This is a genomic window from Aurantiacibacter luteus, assembly GCF_001010945.1.
GTDB classification, from domain to species: domain Bacteria; phylum Pseudomonadota; class Alphaproteobacteria; order Sphingomonadales; family Sphingomonadaceae; genus Alteraurantiacibacter; species Alteraurantiacibacter luteus.
Genome location: NZ_LBHB01000001.1, coordinates 1,109,516 through 1,125,317, shown reverse-complemented (window position 1 = coordinate 1,125,317; position 15,802 = coordinate 1,109,516). Strand labels below are relative to the sequence as shown.

Annotated in this window: 13 protein-coding genes; 8 read left to right on the top strand and 5 right to left on the bottom strand. The window is 67.3% G+C overall.

The annotated features are described in order from the left end of the window. Window positions 1-34: 34 nt before the first annotated feature. From AAW00_RS05425 to alaS, 5 genes are all read left to right on the top strand, one after another. On the top strand, window positions 35-601 hold the full coding sequence (locus AAW00_RS05425; protein ID WP_047003219.1) for a DUF2062 domain-containing protein: 567 nt from the start codon (window positions 35-37) through the stop codon (window positions 599-601). Beyond that, the gene (locus AAW00_RS05420; RefSeq protein ID WP_047003564.1) at window positions 598-3,066 is read left to right on the top strand and encodes a hybrid sensor histidine kinase/response regulator; all 2,469 of its coding nucleotides are present in this window, start codon (window positions 598-600) and stop codon (window positions 3,064-3,066) included. The genes AAW00_RS05425 and AAW00_RS05420 overlap by 4 nt, the downstream gene beginning before the upstream one ends. A 133-nt stretch (window positions 3,067-3,199) precedes the next feature. Next, window positions 3,200-4,267, top strand: coding sequence for a recombinase RecA (gene recA, locus AAW00_RS05415; RefSeq protein WP_047003218.1), 1,068 nt, complete (start codon window positions 3,200-3,202; stop codon window positions 4,265-4,267). Window positions 4,268-4,442: 175 nt separating this feature from the next. Beyond that, window positions 4,443-5,267: a class I SAM-dependent methyltransferase gene (locus tag AAW00_RS05410; RefSeq protein WP_047003217.1), complete on the top strand. Its 825-nt coding sequence runs from the start codon at window positions 4,443-4,445 to the stop codon at window positions 5,265-5,267. Window positions 5,268-5,344: 77 nt separating this feature from the next. Then, on the top strand, window positions 5,345-8,011 hold the full coding sequence (gene alaS, locus AAW00_RS05405) for an alanine--tRNA ligase (RefSeq protein ID WP_047003216.1): 2,667 nt from the start codon (window positions 5,345-5,347) through the stop codon (window positions 8,009-8,011). On the opposite strand, the gene AAW00_RS14890 is transcribed toward alaS, so the two are convergent. Beyond that, window positions 8,008-8,175, bottom strand: a complete 168-nt coding sequence (locus tag AAW00_RS14890) for a hypothetical protein (RefSeq protein WP_156169931.1) — start codon at window positions 8,173-8,175, stop codon at window positions 8,008-8,010. The two genes, alaS and AAW00_RS14890, sit on opposite strands and share 4 nt — an antisense overlap. 53 nt (window positions 8,176-8,228) lie before the next feature. After that, window positions 8,229-9,965, bottom strand: coding sequence for a cation:proton antiporter domain-containing protein (locus tag AAW00_RS05400; RefSeq protein WP_241461632.1), 1,737 nt, complete (start codon window positions 9,963-9,965; stop codon window positions 8,229-8,231). A gap of 122 nt (window positions 9,966-10,087) precedes the next feature. Here AAW00_RS05400 and putP point away from each other — a divergent pair, with 122 nt between their 5' ends. From putP to AAW00_RS05385, 3 genes are all read left to right on the top strand, one after another. Beyond that, window positions 10,088-11,560, top strand: coding sequence for a sodium/proline symporter PutP (gene putP, locus AAW00_RS05395; RefSeq protein ID WP_047003214.1), 1,473 nt, complete (start codon window positions 10,088-10,090; stop codon window positions 11,558-11,560). Window positions 11,561-11,763: 203 nt separating this feature from the next. Further along, window positions 11,764-11,976 carry a cold-shock protein gene (locus AAW00_RS05390; RefSeq protein WP_047003213.1) on the top strand — a complete coding sequence of 71 codons (213 nt, stop codon included), beginning with the start codon at window positions 11,764-11,766 and terminating at the stop codon, window positions 11,974-11,976. Between the two features lie 65 nt (window positions 11,977-12,041). Next, the gene (locus tag AAW00_RS05385) at window positions 12,042-12,290 is read left to right on the top strand and encodes a hypothetical protein (protein ID WP_047003212.1); all 249 of its coding nucleotides are present in this window, start codon (window positions 12,042-12,044) and stop codon (window positions 12,288-12,290) included. A gap of 6 nt (window positions 12,291-12,296) precedes the next feature. Here the strand turns inward: AAW00_RS05385 and AAW00_RS05380 are convergent, their stop codons facing one another. Genes AAW00_RS05380 through AAW00_RS05370 form a run of 3 tightly spaced genes read right to left on the bottom strand, consistent with a single transcriptional unit; the run spans window position 12,297 to window position 15,782 of the window. Continuing rightward, the gene (locus AAW00_RS05380; RefSeq protein WP_047003211.1) at window positions 12,297-13,907 is read right to left on the bottom strand and encodes a bifunctional GNAT family N-acetyltransferase/carbon-nitrogen hydrolase family protein; all 1,611 of its coding nucleotides are present in this window, start codon (window positions 13,905-13,907) and stop codon (window positions 12,297-12,299) included. After that, the gene (locus AAW00_RS05375; RefSeq protein WP_047003210.1) at window positions 13,904-14,548 is read right to left on the bottom strand and encodes a hypothetical protein; all 645 of its coding nucleotides are present in this window, start codon (window positions 14,546-14,548) and stop codon (window positions 13,904-13,906) included. The genes AAW00_RS05380 and AAW00_RS05375 overlap by 4 nt, the downstream gene beginning before the upstream one ends. Before the next feature lie 4 nt (window positions 14,549-14,552). After that, window positions 14,553-15,782, bottom strand: coding sequence for an NADP-dependent isocitrate dehydrogenase (locus AAW00_RS05370; RefSeq protein WP_047003209.1), 1,230 nt, complete (start codon window positions 15,780-15,782; stop codon window positions 14,553-14,555). Between the last annotated feature and the right edge of the window lie 20 nt (window positions 15,783-15,802).

The following is a 15,802-nucleotide window of genomic DNA, read 5'->3' as shown; positions in this document are numbered from 1 at the left end:
GCCTGCCGAATCTGGCAGGGCGCGCGCGGAAACCATGGTGAACAAGGCGATCAACTGGCTCGGCAGGAAAATGCCGAAGATGCCCGAGCGGGAGGAGATGGCGCGCAACAAGTACCTTGCGCCCATCGCCCACCGTTTCCTGCGCTCCGAGCTCTGGCGTTTCACCCGGCGCAGCGTGCCGCGCGGCGTGGCGCTGGGGGTGTTTGCGGGGTTCATCATCCCGGTCGGGCAGATCTTCCTCGCCGCCTTTCTCGCCCTGCCGGCGCGGGCGAACGTGCCGGTCGCGGCGCTTATCACCTTCGTCACCAATCCCTTTACACTGCCGTTCTGGCTGCTCGTTGCCAACAAGGTCGGGCAATTCACGCTGAAGATCGACCCAAGCGCGATGGGCAGCGCCAAGACCGCGCTGGAGCAGGGCTGGTGGGCCGAATTCGGGTGGTGGCTGCAGACCGCCGGCGTCACCGCCTTCGGCTTCGTGGTGCTGTCGGTCGTCGGCGCGGCGATCGGCTACCTGCTGTCGAGCTTCCTGTGGCGGTTCGTCGTCGCGCATCGCTGGGGCAGGCGACCGTGGCGCCGCCGCAGGCTGCACGCACCGGAATGAAGCTCTCCGACCTGCAGGGATCGCGCGGTCTCGTCGACGGACTGGCCGTCGCCGCCGCGGTACTCGCCAGCGTGGTGATGATCCAGCTCGCCACCGGCAGCTCCACGGTGACGCTGGCCTTTACCGGCGGTCTGGTGGTGCTTGGACTCGCTGCCTTCGTGGCCGGTCGCACCGCCGTTGGACGGCCCGCGGTCAGCGAGGGCGATGCGCCCGACTGGTCCGTCACTGTCGCCGCCATCGAGCAGCCCGACCTCGCCATCGCCATTACCGACCGCGCCAACCGGCTGGTCTGCGCCAATGCCGCGTTCGAGCTGTGGTTCGGCTCCGACTACGGCCCGCCGGTGCTGCCGGTCGACGGCACCAGCGGCGAGAAGCTGGCGCGCATCGCCCGCGCCGCCTGGCGCGACGGCAAGGGCGAAAGCGTGACCGTGGCCGACGAACAGCGCAGCTGGACCGCGACCGCCGAACGCGCGGGCCGCGCCGACGACTACCTCGTCTGGCGTTTCGCCCCGGTGGTTCGGGCAGAGCCCGTCGCCGCCATCGGCAAGCATATCTCCGGCCTGTTCGGGCGGGTGCTAGGGGCGGCGGGCATCTCGGTCGCGCTGGTCACGCCCGGAGGCATGGTGCGCGCCGCCAACGCCTCGCTCGCCCGCCGCGCGCTGGGGGACGAGAACGCCAGCATGGCCGGGCAGGAGTTCGTGCAACTACTGCGCTCCGACGACCGGGAGCGCATCTTCTTCGCGCGGGAGGGCAAGAAGGGCTCGCCCCAAACGCTGGTGCAGGTGCCGCTCGTCGACCCGGACGAGGCCGCGCGCGAGCGGATCCCCGGCAAGGCGATGGCGGAAAGCCCCTCGCTGATGCTGCTGATCGATGCCGGGATCGGGCTCGGCGGCTGGGGCGGGGAGGCCAAGGGCCAGGCGGCGCAGCTACAGGGCCTGCTCGAGCAATTGCCGCTGGGCCTCGCCACGACCGACCGCGAAGGGAAGTTTCTGTTCGCCAACCCCGCTTTCCAGCGCGCGGCGGGCGTGGCAAAGGGCCAGCTGCCGCCCTATCCCAGCGATCTCGTCGTGCCGCGCGATAAGACCGCGCTCTCCGACGCGGTGCGCCGCTATGCGCAGGGACCCGCCTCCAGCGGCGACATTGCCGTGCGTATGCGCTCGGAGCCGGACGAGCCGGTCAGCATGGGCATGGCCGGGGTGCGCGGGCTGGGCGAGGCGGCGGTGCTTCTCAGCCTCGCCGATACCACCGAGGAAGTGCGCCTGAAGCGGCAGGTGGCGCAGGCGACCAAGATGCAGGCGGTGGGCCAGCTGGCGGGCGGCGTGGCGCACGATTTCAACAACGTGCTGACCGCCATCATCGGTTATTGCGACCTCATGCTGCTGCGCCACACGCCGGGCGACAGCGACTACGACGACATTCAGCAGATCAAGGCCAATTCCAACCGCGCCGCCAGCCTGACGCGCCAGCTTCTCGCCTTCAGCCGCCAGCAGACCTTGCAGCCCGAGGTCATCCAGCTGCCCGATATCATCTCCGAAGTAAGCCAGCTGCTGAAGCGGCTGCTGGGTGCGAAGATCACGCTGAAGGTGCGCCACGACCGCGATCTCGGCCACGTGCGCGCCGACCCGCGCCAGCTCGAGCAGGTCATCGTCAACCTTGCCGTCAACGCGCGCGATGCCATTCAGAGCAAGGGCGGAGAAAGCGCGACCGGCACACTCGCCTTCGCCACGCGGCGGGTCGAGGCGAAGGATATCCGCCGCATGGGATCGGAGATCATCCCGGCGGGCGATTACACCGTTCTCGTCGCCGAGGACACCGGCGGCGGCATTCCGCAGGACATCATCGGCAAGCTGTTCGAACCCTTCTTCACCACCAAGGAGCAGGGCAAGGGCACGGGGCTGGGCCTCTCGACCGTCTACGGCATCGTCAAGCAGTCGGGCGGCTTCATCTTCGCCGGCAACGCCAAGGGGCCGGACGGCACCGTGAAGGGCGCGCGCTTCACTATCTACCTCCCCGTCCACCATGCGAGCGAGGAGGAACTGGCGCGCGGCAAGGCCGAGGAGGTGCAGGCGCGCGAATGGTCGGGCGGCGGCTGCATCCTGCTGGTCGAGGACGAGGACATGGTCCGCGCCGTCGCCACGCGCGCGCTGGAACGCGAAGGCTATGCCATCGTCTCGGCCTCGGACGGGGACGAGGGGCTGGAGCTGTTCCGCGGCGAGCCCGACAAGTTCGATCTCGTCGTCACCGACGTCGTCATGCCCAGCATGGACGGCCCGGCGATGGCCAAGGAAATCCGCAAGGTGCGCGGCAACATCCCGGTCCTGTTCATGTCCGGCTATGCCGAGGAACAGCTGCGCGCCGATATCGACATCGACCAGATGCATTTCATCGCCAAGCCGTTCAGCGTGAAGCAGATCGGCGAAAAGGTGAGCGGCGTGCTGCGCAAGGCGGCGGCGCGGGCGGACTGATCCCCTGTTGGAAATTATTTTCGTTCCACTCTTGTTCTCATGGAACAAAGTGGGTACATGATCCTTCCATCGAGGCAGGGCAGGCCGGGTGAAAACCCCCGGCGCGGCCTAGCGAACAGGCGGAGACGGTGTCATGGCAAGTGCGAATCTGAAGCTCGTCGAAAAGGAAGGTAACGTGGACCGTCAGAAGGCGCTCGATGCAGCGCTCGCACAGATCGATCGTGCATTCGGCAAGGGCTCGGCGATGAAGTTGGGCTCGAAGGAAACGATGAACGTGGAGGCGATCTCCACCGGATCGCTGGGCCTCGACATCGCTCTCGGCATCGGCGGCCTGCCCAAGGGCCGCGTGATAGAGGTCTACGGACCGGAAAGCTCGGGCAAGACCACGCTGGCACTGCACGTCATTGCAGAGGCGCAGAAGAACGGCGGCACCGCGGCCTTCGTGGATGCCGAGCACGCGCTCGACCCGGTCTACGCCAAGAAGCTGGGCGTCGACATCGACGAACTGATCGTCTCGCAGCCCGACACGGGTGAGCAGGCGCTCGAGATTACCGACACGCTGGTGCGCTCCAACGCCATCGACGTGCTGGTGGTGGACTCGGTCGCCGCGCTGGTGCCGCGTGCCGAGATCGAGGGCGAGATGGGCGACAGCCATGTCGGCCTGCAGGCGCGCCTCATGTCGCAGTCGCTGCGCAAGCTGACCGGATCGATCAACCGCTCCAAGTGCATGGTGATCTTCATCAACCAGCTGCGCATGAAGATCGGCGTGATGTACGGCAACCCGGAAACCACGACCGGCGGCAACGCGCTCAAGTTCTACGCCTCGGTCCGCCTCGACATCCGCCGCACCGGCGCGATCAAGGACCGCGACGAGGTGATCGGCAACTCCACCCGCGTGAAGGTGGTCAAGAACAAGGTGGCCCCGCCGTTCAAACAGGTCGAGTTCGACATCATGTACGGCGAAGGTATCTCCAAGATCGGCGAGATCCTCGACCTCGGCGTCACCGCCGGGCTGGTTGAGAAGAGCGGTTCGTGGTTCAGCTACGACAGCATCCGCATTGGCCAGGGACGTGAGAACGCCAAGACCTTCCTGAAGGAAAACCCCGAGATTTGCAGCCGCCTCGAAGCCGCCATCCGCGGCCGGACCGAAGCGGTTGCCGAGGAGATGATGACGGGCCCGGACGCGGACGCCGACGACTGATCCTCAAGAAGGTGTAGCTGCCGGCTCCCCACCTGGAACCGGCAAACCCTGCCACACCTTGCGAAACCGGAGCCGGCGACGGCGGGTCAGCCCGCCACCGCCGGCTTCTTCGCATCTGCTCGTTGTCCTGCGCCGCGCGTTCGATATAGGAGTGCCGCGAAACTAGGGGGACTTCATGACGGGCAAGAGCGAGTGGCAGGGCCGGGTGGGAGGAACCTGGTCGCAGGAATGGCCGCGTACCGATCGCTCCTTCGCGCAGGTGACCGAGGCCTTGCTCGGCCGCGTCCGCGCCGCAGGAGCGAGCCGCGTGGTCGACATCGGCTGCGGTGCGGGCGAACTTTCGCTCGCCATCGCGCGCGGACAACCCGAGTGCTCGGTCACCGGCATCGACGTCTCTCCGGATCTCGTCGCCACGGCCCGTTCGCGCGGCACGAACCACGCCAACCTCCGCTTCGATTTGGCCGATGCCGCGACCTGGCAGGCACCTGCCGGCGAGCGCCCCGACCTCTACGTTTCGCGCCACGGGGTGATGTTCTTCGACGACCCCGCCAGTGCCTTCGGCCATCTCGCCGAGCAGGCGGTGGAGGGGGCGGGCCTCTTGTTCTCCTGCTTCCGCGATCGACAGGACAATCCCTTCTTCACCGAGATCGTCCGGCTCCTGCCCGAGCCTCCTGCAACCGCCGATCCTCGCGCGCCCGGTCCGTTCGCCTTTGCCGATCCCGAATACGTCGCCGGACTGCTGGCCGCCGGCGGCTGGAGGGGAGTGTCGATGGAGCCGCTCAACGTGGCAATGGTCGTGGGTGCCGGCGCGGATCCGCTCGCCGATGCCGTCAGCTACTTTAGCCGCATCGGGCCGGCGGCCAGCGCCGCTGCCGAGATGGACGTGGCCGCGCGCGAACGATTCCTCGGCCGCATCCGCGACACGGCGGAGCGACGTCTGTCTGACGGGATCGTCGCCTTTCCCGCTTCGGTATGGATCGTTACCGCGCAGCGCGCCTGACGATCGGCGGCGCGCCCGCCGGGGTGGGGGCGCACAGCCCACTTGTCCCCACGCGCGCCAGCGCCTAATTCGCCGCCATGCACTCGACCAACGACATCCGCCGGACCTTCCTCGATTACTTCGCGTCCGAGGATCACCTCGTGGCGCCGTCCGCGCCGTTGGTGCCGTACAACGACCCGACGCTCATGTTCGTCAATGCCGGCATGGTGCCGTTCAAGAACGTCTTCACCGGCGTCGAGACCCCGCCCGCGCCGCGCGCTGCCAGCAGTCAGAAATGCGTGCGCGCAGGCGGAAAGCACAACGATCTCGACAACGTCGGCTACACCGCGCGGCACCTCACCTTCTTCGAGATGCTGGGCAACTTCAGCTTCGGCGACTATTTCAAGGAACGCGCGATCGAACTCGCGTGGACCCTCGTTACGAAGGATCTCGGCCTCGATCCGAACCGGCTGACCGCCACCGTCTACCATACCGACGACGAGGCCTTTGACCTCTGGCGCAAGATCGCCGGCCTGCCCGAAAGCCGCATCATCCGTATCCCCACCAAGGACAACTTCTGGGCGATGGGCGCTGACGGTCCGTGCGGCCCGTGCTCGGAAATCTTCTGGGACCACGGTGACAGCGTGGCCGGCGGCCCTCCCGGCTCGCCCGACGAGGACGGCGACCGCTTCGTCGAGATCTGGAATCTCGTCTTCATGCAGCACGTGCAGGAGAACGACGCGATCGTGGGAAACCTGCCGCGCCCCAGTATCGACACCGGCATGGGCTTGGAACGCATCGCCACCGTGATGCAGGGCGTTCACAACGTGTTCGAGACCGACACCTTCCGCACCTTCATCGCGGCGAGCGAGGAGCTCGTGAAGGCGAAAGCGACGGACGAGACCATCGCCAGCCACCGCGTGATCGCCGATCACCTGCGCTCGACCAGCTTCCTCATCGCCGATGGCGTGCTGCCGTCGAACGAAGGCCGCGGCTATGTGCTTCGCCGCATCATGCGCCGCGCCATGCGCCACGCGCACCTGCTGGGCGCGGACAAGCCGCTCATGCACCGCATGGTCCCCGCGCTGGTGGGCGAGATGGGGCAGGCCTATCCAGAACTCGGCCGCGCGCAGGCGCTCATCACCGAGGTGCTGGAGCGCGAGGAGACGCGTTTTCGCCAGACGCTGGAGAAGGGCCTGCGCCTGCTCGACGACGAAAGCGCCGACCTCACCGAGGGCGACAGCCTGCCCGGCGAAACCGCTTTCCGGCTCTACGATACCTACGGCTTCCCTTATGACCTTACCGAGGATGCGCTTCGCAGCCGCGGTATTGCGGTGGAGCGCGAGGGTTTTGATGCCGCCATGGCGCAGCAGAAGGCGGCGGCGCGCGCGGCCTGGAAGGGTTCCGGCGCGGCCGCCGACAGCGAGGTGTGGTTCGACATCGCGGAGCGCGAGGGCGCGAGCGAGTTCACCGGCTACAGCGCCACCGAGGGCGAAGGCAGGGTGGTCGCGCTGGTCGTTGATGGCAAGGAGGTGCAGTCCGCCGACGCCGGGCAGGAGGTGACCGTGCTCACCAACCAGACCCCGTTCTATGGCGAAAGCGGCGGCCAGATGGGCGACACCGGCACCATCACCGGCGACAATCGCCTGCATATTGCCGTCAGCGATACCGCCAAGCCGCTCGGGCGCCTGCACGCACACCACGGCCGCATCGAGGCGGGCAAGGTCGCGGTTGGCGATACCGTGCACATGGCCATCGACGCCGAGCGACGCGACCGCGTGCGCGCCAATCATTCCGCCACGCACCTGCTCCACGCGGCGCTGCGCCATCACCTGGGCGAGCACGTGACGCAGAAGGGCTCGCTGGTGGCGGAGGATCGCTTCCGCTTCGACTTCTCTCACCCCAAGCCGCTGCTCCCGTCCGAGATCGCCGCGATCGAGGCCGAGGTGAACGGCGAGATCCGCGCCAATGCCGAGACCGTCACCCGCCTGATGAGCCCGGACGAGGCCGTCGAGGCAGGTGCGCTGGCGCTGTTCGGCGAGAAATACGGCGAGGAAGTGCGCGTCCTCTCCATCGGCAGCCCGGATCACGGCGGTTCAGGACGCAACTATTCGGTCGAGCTGTGCGGCGGCACCCACGTGCGCGCTACCGGCGACATCGGCCTGTTTCGCATCGTCGCGGAAAGCGCGGTGTCTTCCGGCGTGCGGCGTATCGAGGCGCTGACGGGCGAGGCTGCGCGCCAGTGGGTCGTGGGCCGCGAGGAGGCGCTCAAGTCGGTCGCCGCCACGTTGCGCACCGCACCCGAGGAAGTCGAGGAGCGTGTCGCCGCGCTGGTTGACGAGCGCAAGCGTCTGGAGCGCGAACTGGCCGAGGCGAAAAAGGCGCTGGCGCTGGGCGGTGGTGGCTCGGGCGAGGCGCAGGCGGACGAAGACGTCGGCGGCATCGCCTTTTCCGGCCAGGTGCTTGAAGGGATGGACCCGCGCGAACTGCGCGGACTGCTCGACGGTGCCAAGACGAGGCTTTGCAGCGGTGTCGCGGCAATCGTCGCGGTGAATGAGGGCAAGGCGGCGGTTGCTGTCGGCGTGACGGACGATCTCGCCGGTCAGGTCAGTGCGGTCGATCTCGTGCGCGCCGGGGTCGAGGCCGTCGGCGGCAAGGGCGGCGGCGGTCGGCCCGACATGGCGCAAGGCGGCGGACCCGACGGGGACAAGGCCGCCGCGGCCATCGCCGCCGTGCGCGATGCCCTCGCCCGGGTCAGCGTCTAGCCGACCCGGTTTCCGGACGCGCCGCGGCGGTCGGGTTCGCTGCCGCGCGGCACGTTCTTCATGTCGCGATCCGGACGACCGTGAGCATCGTCGCCCGCGACGTTCTTGGGCGCGAACTTCTCGGCATTCGGCGTCGGCTTGGTGGGATCGTCGGTGTGGCTCATCGAAAGTCTCCTTTCCCCACCAACGCCCCAGTCGCCCGGACGGTCCGAGAAAGTCAGCCTTCGACGCGCCCCGTGCGAAGTTTGGGCGTGTGCGCGATGGCGCCGCCCTCGCGGATCTCGGCGCGGAACTCGTCGCGCTTTTCGTGGATCGAGGCGATGACCGGCCCCATCGCCACGCCGAGGTCGACCAGCGCGGCCTCGCTCAGTTGCAGCGAGCTTTCGAGCGTTTCGGGCACGGCGGTGGTTGCACCGCTGCGGTAGAGCTCGGCCGCGTGGCCGCTGTCGCGCGCGCGGGCGATGATCGGCAGGTCGGGCCGAAGGGCGCGCAGCTTGCGGGTCAGCCGGCCGGCCAGCACGTGCTCGTCCATCGTCAGGATCACCGCGGGCGCCTGCTCGATGCCGAGCCCGCCCAGCGCATCGTCGCGCATGGCGTTGCCGTAGATCGCGTTATAGCCCTCGCGCCGGGCCCGCTCCACGATGTCGGGGTCGAAATCGATGGCGACATAGGGCTTGCCGTGGACGCGCAGCATCTGCGCCACCAGCCGGCCCACGCGGCCCAGGCCCACGATGATGGCGCGCGGCTCATCCTCAGCCACGTCCACCGGATCGAGCACGGGGGCGGGCTCCACCTGCCTGGCCACCAGCTTGCCGAGCGCGGCCAGCAGCGGCGTGACGGTGAGGCCGACGGCGGTGACGATCTGCCAGAACTGCGCCGTCTCGCGGTCGATCAGCAGCGCCGAACCGGCCGCGGCGAGGATGATGAGCGTCGTCTCCGAAGGGCTCGCCATCAGGATGCCGGTCTCGGTAGCGGTGGCCCGGCGCGCGCCCATCAGGCGCAGCAGGACGCCCGTCACCACGGCCTTGAGCGACAGCACGGCGACCACGGCCAGCACGATTGCCGGCAGCTGCGCCCAGACCACCGCAAGGTCGATGCTCATGCCCACGGTCATCAGGAACACGCCTAGCGCGAGGCCCTTGAACGGCTCGATGATGCCCTCGACCTCGGAGTGGTACTCGGTCTCTGCGATCAGCAGGCCCGCCACCAGCGCGCCGACGATTGGCGACAGGCCGACGAGCGCGGTGGCGAGGCTCGCCCCAATCACCACGAGAAGGCTGGCGGCGAGGAACAGCTCGGGGCTCTTGGTGCGCGCGGCCTGGGCGAAGAGATGCGGCAGCAGGTAACGGCCCGCGACCATCATCACCGCCACCACCAACGCGCCCTGCCACAGGACGCCGACGATTTCGCCCATGCCCTCCTCGCCCACCGCCGGGCCGAGGGCGCCGAGGAGGAAGATGATCGGGACGATCATGATGTCCTCGAACAAAAGCATCGACAGCGCCGCGCGGCCCACCGGCGTGGTCGTGCCGCTGATAGGCAGCACCAGCGCAGTGGAACTGAACGCGAGGGCGAGGCCGAGCGCCAGAGCGCCAGTCCAGTACTGTCCCATCGCCCACAGGGCCGTCGCCAGCAGCCCGCCCGAGACCAGCACTTCCAGCGCGCCGAGGCCGAAAACCAGTTTCCGCAGCTGCCACAGGCGGTTGAAGCTCAACTCCAGCCCGATGGTGAACAGCAGCAGAATGATGCCGAACTCGGCGAAAGGCTCCAGCGCCTCGGGCTGGGAGATGGAGACGTAGTAGAGCCAAGGAGCCTCGCCCACCAGTCGCCCGAGACCGAAGGGTCCGACCAGCAGTCCGATCAGGATGAAACCGATGATCGGGGTGACGCGAAAGCGCGCGAACAGCGGGATGACGATGCCGGTAGCGCCCAGGATCACCAAGGCATCGCTCATTGTGGTGGAAAGTTCGGCGCCGTGCATCGGGCGTCTATTGCAGATGCGAAGGGCGCGCGGCAACGGGCAAAGCGGTAACTGAACCCTAGCCAGCACGCGCGCTATCGTTACACAGGGCAGCCATGCAGACGCCCACGATCATCGCGCTCGCCCTCTATTTCATCCTGATGCTCGCCATCGGCCTCTATGCATGGAAGCGCTCGACGGCGGACAGCGAGGGCTATCTGCTTGGCGGGCGCAACCTCAGCCCCGCGGTCGCGGCGCTCTCGGCCGGAGCCAGCGACATGAGCGGCTGGCTGCTGTTGGGCCTGCCGGGCGCGCTCTATGCCACGGGGCTGGTGGAGGCGTGGATCGGCATCGGCCTGTTCGTGGGCGCGCTGGTCAACTGGATCGTCGTCGCGCCGCGCCTGCGCCGCCAGACGGTGGAATACGGCAACGCGCTGACCATCCCCGAATTCCTCGCCAACCGCTTTCCCGACAAGGCCGTGCTGCTGCGCGTGGTCTCCGCGCTGGTGATCGTCGTGTTCTTCGCCGTCTATTCGGCAGCCAGCTTGGTCGCCGGCGGCAAGCTGTTCGAGACGATGTTCCTAGATGGCGAGGTGCTGGGCATGAGCCCCTATTTCGCCGGCGTCCTCGTCACCGCGCTGGTGGTGCTGGCCTATACCGCGGTGGGCGGGTTCCTGGCGGTGAGCCTGACCGACTTCGTGCAGGGCCTCATCATGGTGACCGCCCTCGTCATCATGCCGCTGGTGGTGCTCTACGGGCAGGGCGGGGGCGGGCTGTCGCAGATGCGCGAGACGCTGGCCGGGGTCGATCCGGGCTTTCTCTCGCTGTTCTCGGGCCTTACGCTGATCGGCTTCCTCAGCGCGGTGACATGGGGCCTCGGCTATTTCGGGCAGCCGCACATCATCGTGCGCTTCATGGCGGTGCGCGAGGGTGGCATTCCGGCGGCGCGCAACATCGGCATGACGTGGATGGCGGTGGCCCTGATCGGTGCCATCGGCATTGGGCTGGCGGGCCGGGCCTATGTCGAGCGCAACCCCGCCGTGGCGCTGGAGGACCCGGAGACGATCTTCATCCTGCTCGCCGACCTGCTGTTCCACCCCTTTGTCACCGGCTTCCTGCTGGCCGCGCTGCTGGCGGCGGTGATGAGCACGATCTCGAGCCAGCTGCTCGTCGCCTCCAGTTCGCTGACCGAGGACTTCTACCGCCTGTTCCTGAAGAAGGACGCAAGCGAGCGCGAGGCGGTGACGGTCGGTCGCGTCAGCACGGTGCTGGTGGCCATTGCGGCCATCGCCATCGCGAGCGATGCGGACAGCGGCGTGCTGTCGCTGGTGAGCAATGCCTGGGCGGGCTTCGGCGCGGCCTTCGGACCGCTGATCATTCTGGCGCTGACCTGGAATCGCATGACCGGTGCGGGCGGCGTGGCCGGCCTCGTCACCGGGGCGCTGGTGGTTATCGTGTGGATCTTCAGCGGGCTGGGCGAGGCGACGGGAATCTACGAGATCATCCCCGGCTTCATCGCCGCCTGGCTGGCGATCTGGCTGGTCAGCCGCGCCACGGCCGGAGCCGTGCCCGCACGCGCCGGAGAATGAATCCTCGCTATTTTCGCGGCAAGTCCCTAAGTAGGGATCGCTGACGTCGAAATTTGCGACGGACTTCGAGATTTGCCGACCGCCGATTGCCTTTCAGGCCCCGGCGTAAACCAGACGACGACTTCCTTTCTTCGGACGAACTGACGCGACGACCAGCCGGCAATCTCGCCGGCGGGCACATACGTTCTCGAAAGGAACACATCATGTCGAAAACCGGCACCGTAAAATTCTTCAATGCCGACAAGGGCTATGGCTTCATTCAGCCGGACGACGGCTCGAACGACAGCTTCGTGCACATCTCGGCCGTGCAGGCCGCGGGCATGCAGACGCTCGATAAGGAGCAGCGCCTGAACTACGAGGTCGAAACCGGCCGCAACGGCAAGGAAAGCGCGATCAACCTGTCCTCCGCGGACTGATCGAACCGGCGGGCGCGGGGCATCGGCCTCGCGCCCGCCATCCCTCCGGCGCGCAGGAGACAGTCATGGCCGATACTTACGAAATGTGCTGCGAACGTGCCGATGCGGCCGCGCTCGCTGCAAGCAATGCCCAGCTAGACAACGTGCGGGACAGGGAGCTTCGGGCCGAGAAGACCTGGCGCGGGCTGGCCGAAAAGGCGCGCTCGGTCGCCGAGTCGCGCGAAAAGGTGGAGCGGGAGAAGCTTGCCGAGCGTCAGATGCTGGCCCGGCAGGCCGACGACCCCGTAGAGGCCGCGCAGGAAGCTGCCGAATAAGGCGGGTCAGCCGCCGCCCGGCCCATGCTGGCGCGTGGGCGGAGGGCCGCTCGGCTCGGTGGCCGTGTCGCCGTCGAGCTTTTCCTTCTGCTCCCACTCGATACGGTAGAGATCGAAGCGCCGGTCGGCCAGGTTGCGTACCGTGCCCTCGGCCCTCGCCCAGGCGAGGTCTGCCAGGTTCACGTCGCTGATCGTCAGCGTCTCGACGTTCTCCGATGCCTCCGCCGCGATGCCGTCGCGGGCGAAGGGGAAGTCGCAGGGGGTCAGGATGCAACTCTGCGCGTACTGGATGTCCATGTTGGCGACGTTGGGCAGGTTGCCGACGTTGCCGCTCAAAACCATGAAGCACTGGTTTTCGATCGCGCGCGCCGCCGAGCAATAGCGCACGCGCATGTAGCCCTGCCGGCTGTCGGTGCAGAACGGCACGAAGATGATCCGCGCGCCCTCGTCCACCAGGCGGCGGGCGAGTTCGGGGAATTCGCTGTCGTAGCAGATCAGCACGCCGATGGGGCCGCAGTCGGTCTGGATCACGTCCACCGCATCGCCGCCGCGGATGTTCCACCAGTAGGCTTCGTTCGGCGTGGGGTGGATCTTCTCCTGCGTGTGCACGCTGCCATCGCGCAGGCAGACGATGGCGATGTTGTGGATGTCGCCGTCCTCCATGCGCGTGGGATGGCTGCCGCCGATGATGTTGATGTTGGACTTGAGCGCCATCTCGGACAGCGCCTCGCGGATGCGCGGCGTGTATTCGGACAGGCGCTCGATACTGGCGATGGGACTGAGTTCCTCTTCCTCGGCGCTCAACAGCATCAGCGTGAACAGCTCGGGGAAGAGGATGAAGTCCGCCTCGTAATCGCTTGCGACATCGACGAAATAGCGGATCTGGCCGATGAACTCGTCGAAGTCCTTCACCGCGCGCGCCTGCAGCTGGCAGGTGGCGACGCGCACGTTCTCGACCCCGCGCGGGACACGCGGGCGCGGGCCCGATTCTTGGTCGACGAAGGGATTGCGCCAGATCATCTGCACGGCGTTGCCGCGGCTGCGCTTGTCCTCGGGCAGGTAGCCCTTGAGCACGCCCACCGGCTCGAAACCGTTGGCGAGCTGGAAGCGGATGACGGGATCGTGGATCTTGCCCGCCACGACCTGGTCGAGATAGTCCTGCGGCCCGTCCACCCGGCGTGCCATGCGACCGTAGTTGGGCATTCGCCCACCGAAGACGATGCCCTTCAGCTCCAGCTGTTCCGCCAGCGCGCGGCGTTCCTCGTACAGCCTGCGCCCGATGCGCGTGCCGCGGGTCTTGGGATCGACGCAAAGCTCGTAGCCGTAGAGCCAGTCGCCATTCGGATCGTGCCGCGCGCCATAGCCGTTGCCGGTGATCTCGTCCCAGCTGTGCGGCATCAGCGCCTTGTCGCCGCCGATTCGCATGGTGGCGCAATATCCGATCAGCTTTCCGTCGAGCAGGGCGACGAAGCAGCCTTGCGGATAGTTGTTGATCTGCCCGCGGATCTCGCTGGCGGTGTAGGGGGCAAAGTCCTCGTACACGCGCTTCGCCAGCGCCGCGATGCGGCGGATGTCGGCGATTTCGGCCTGGCGGATCTCGAGGCGGGCCTTGGTCACTCGGGGTCTCCGGTAAAAAGTGCGTCCACATCGCCGCCGTTGGCTTCCAGCGCGGCGGCAACGCGCTTGCGGCCCTCCCAGTAGGACAGGGCGGGGTGGTTCTCGCCGCGCGCCATCATGGCCTCGGCCTCGCCATCGGACAGCGTACTTTCCTGCGCGACATGGTCGGCATAGCCCTCGGTCAGCCACTGCGGTTTCAGGGCGATGCCAAGGCCGTAGCGGCGGCGCTGGATGCCGTGGACGAACTCGTGCGCGAGAATTGCGGAGAGCGTGCGGGTGGCGGAGCCGTTGTCGACGGTATTCGCCGCCACGTCGGCATCGTTGACGATCACCGCCTCGCTCACCGGACGGGTCAGGCCGAAGCCGCCGCGCGAGGTATTGGCGAGCCACAGCCAGCGCCAGCCGCCGTCGGTGAGGAAGACGGGCCGCCGCTCGTCCGGTTCGGCGATCGGACTGGCGGCGAGCAGTGCGCGCGTCTCGCCCGCCACCGCGCCCAGCCTAGCAGTATCAATCGGCCGTTCCGACCAGACGGTGCCGATTTCACTCTCGGCCTTGTAGGGAAAGGCCAGCAGTTGCGGCGCGGCGAGCGGGGAGAGCGCGATCAGCGCCGCCGCTCCGCCGGCAATGCCCAGCCAGCGCACGGTGTTAGCCGAGTCCCTGCGCCGCCATTTCCTTTTCCAGCCCCTCGACGATGGCCTCGAAGAACTGCTCGGTGGTCATCCACGGCTGGTCCGGCCCGATGAGGAGCGCGAGATCCTTGGTCATCTTGCCGCTTTCCACGCTCTCGATGCACACGCGCTCGAGCGTCTCGGCGAACTTCACCACGTCCGGCGTGCCGTCGAAGCGGCCGCGGTACATCAGGCCGCGGGTCCAGGCGAAGATGCTGGCGATCGGGTTGGTGCTGGTCGCCTTGCCCTGCTGGTGCTGGCGATAGTGGCGGGTGACGGTGCCGTGCGCAGCCTCGGCCTCCACGGTCTTGCCGTCGGGCGTCATCAGCACGCTGGTCATCAGGCCGAGCGAGCCGAAGCCCTGCGCCACGACGTCCGACTGCACGTCGCCGTCGTAGTTCTTGCAGGCCCAGACGAATTTGCCGCTCCACTTGAGCGCGCTCGCCACCATGTCGTCGATCAGGCGGTGTTCGTAGCCGATGCCCTTTTCGGCGAACTTCTCCTTGAAGCCCTCGGTGTCGAAAACCTCCTGGAACAGGTCCTTGAAGCGGCCATCGTACTTTTTCATGATGGTGTTCTTGGTGGAGAGGTACACCGGCCAGCCACGGTCGAGGCCGTAATTGAAGCTGGCCCGCGCGAAGTCGCGGATGGACTCGTCGTGGTTGTACATCGTCATGGCGACGCCGGGCTGGTCGAAGGTATGAACCTCGAGGTCGATGGTTTCGCCGTTGTCGCCCTCGAACACCATGCGCAGCTTGCCCGCGCCGGGGATCAGCGTGTCGGTGGCGCGGTACTGGTCGCCAAAGGCGTGGCGGCCGACAACGATGGGATCGGTCCAGCCCGGCACCAGGCGTGGCACGTTATCGATGACGATGGGCTCACGGAAGATCGTGCCGCCCAGGATATTGCGGATCGTGCCGTTGGGGCTGCGCCACATGGACTTGAGATTGAATTCCTCGACGCGCGCCTCGTCGGGCGTGATGGTGGCGCACTTCACGCCTACGCCGTATTTCTTGATCGCCTCGGCGGAATCGATGGTGATCTGGTCGCCCGTCTCGTCGCGCTTCTCGACGCTGAGATCGTAGTATTTCAGGTCCACGTCGAGATAGGGCAAGATCAGCCGCTCGCGGATCCATTCCCAGATGATGCGGGTCATTTCGTCGCCGTCGATCTCGACGATGGGGTTCTTTACCTGAATCTTGGCCATCGGTTTCCCTGCTGTGAGCG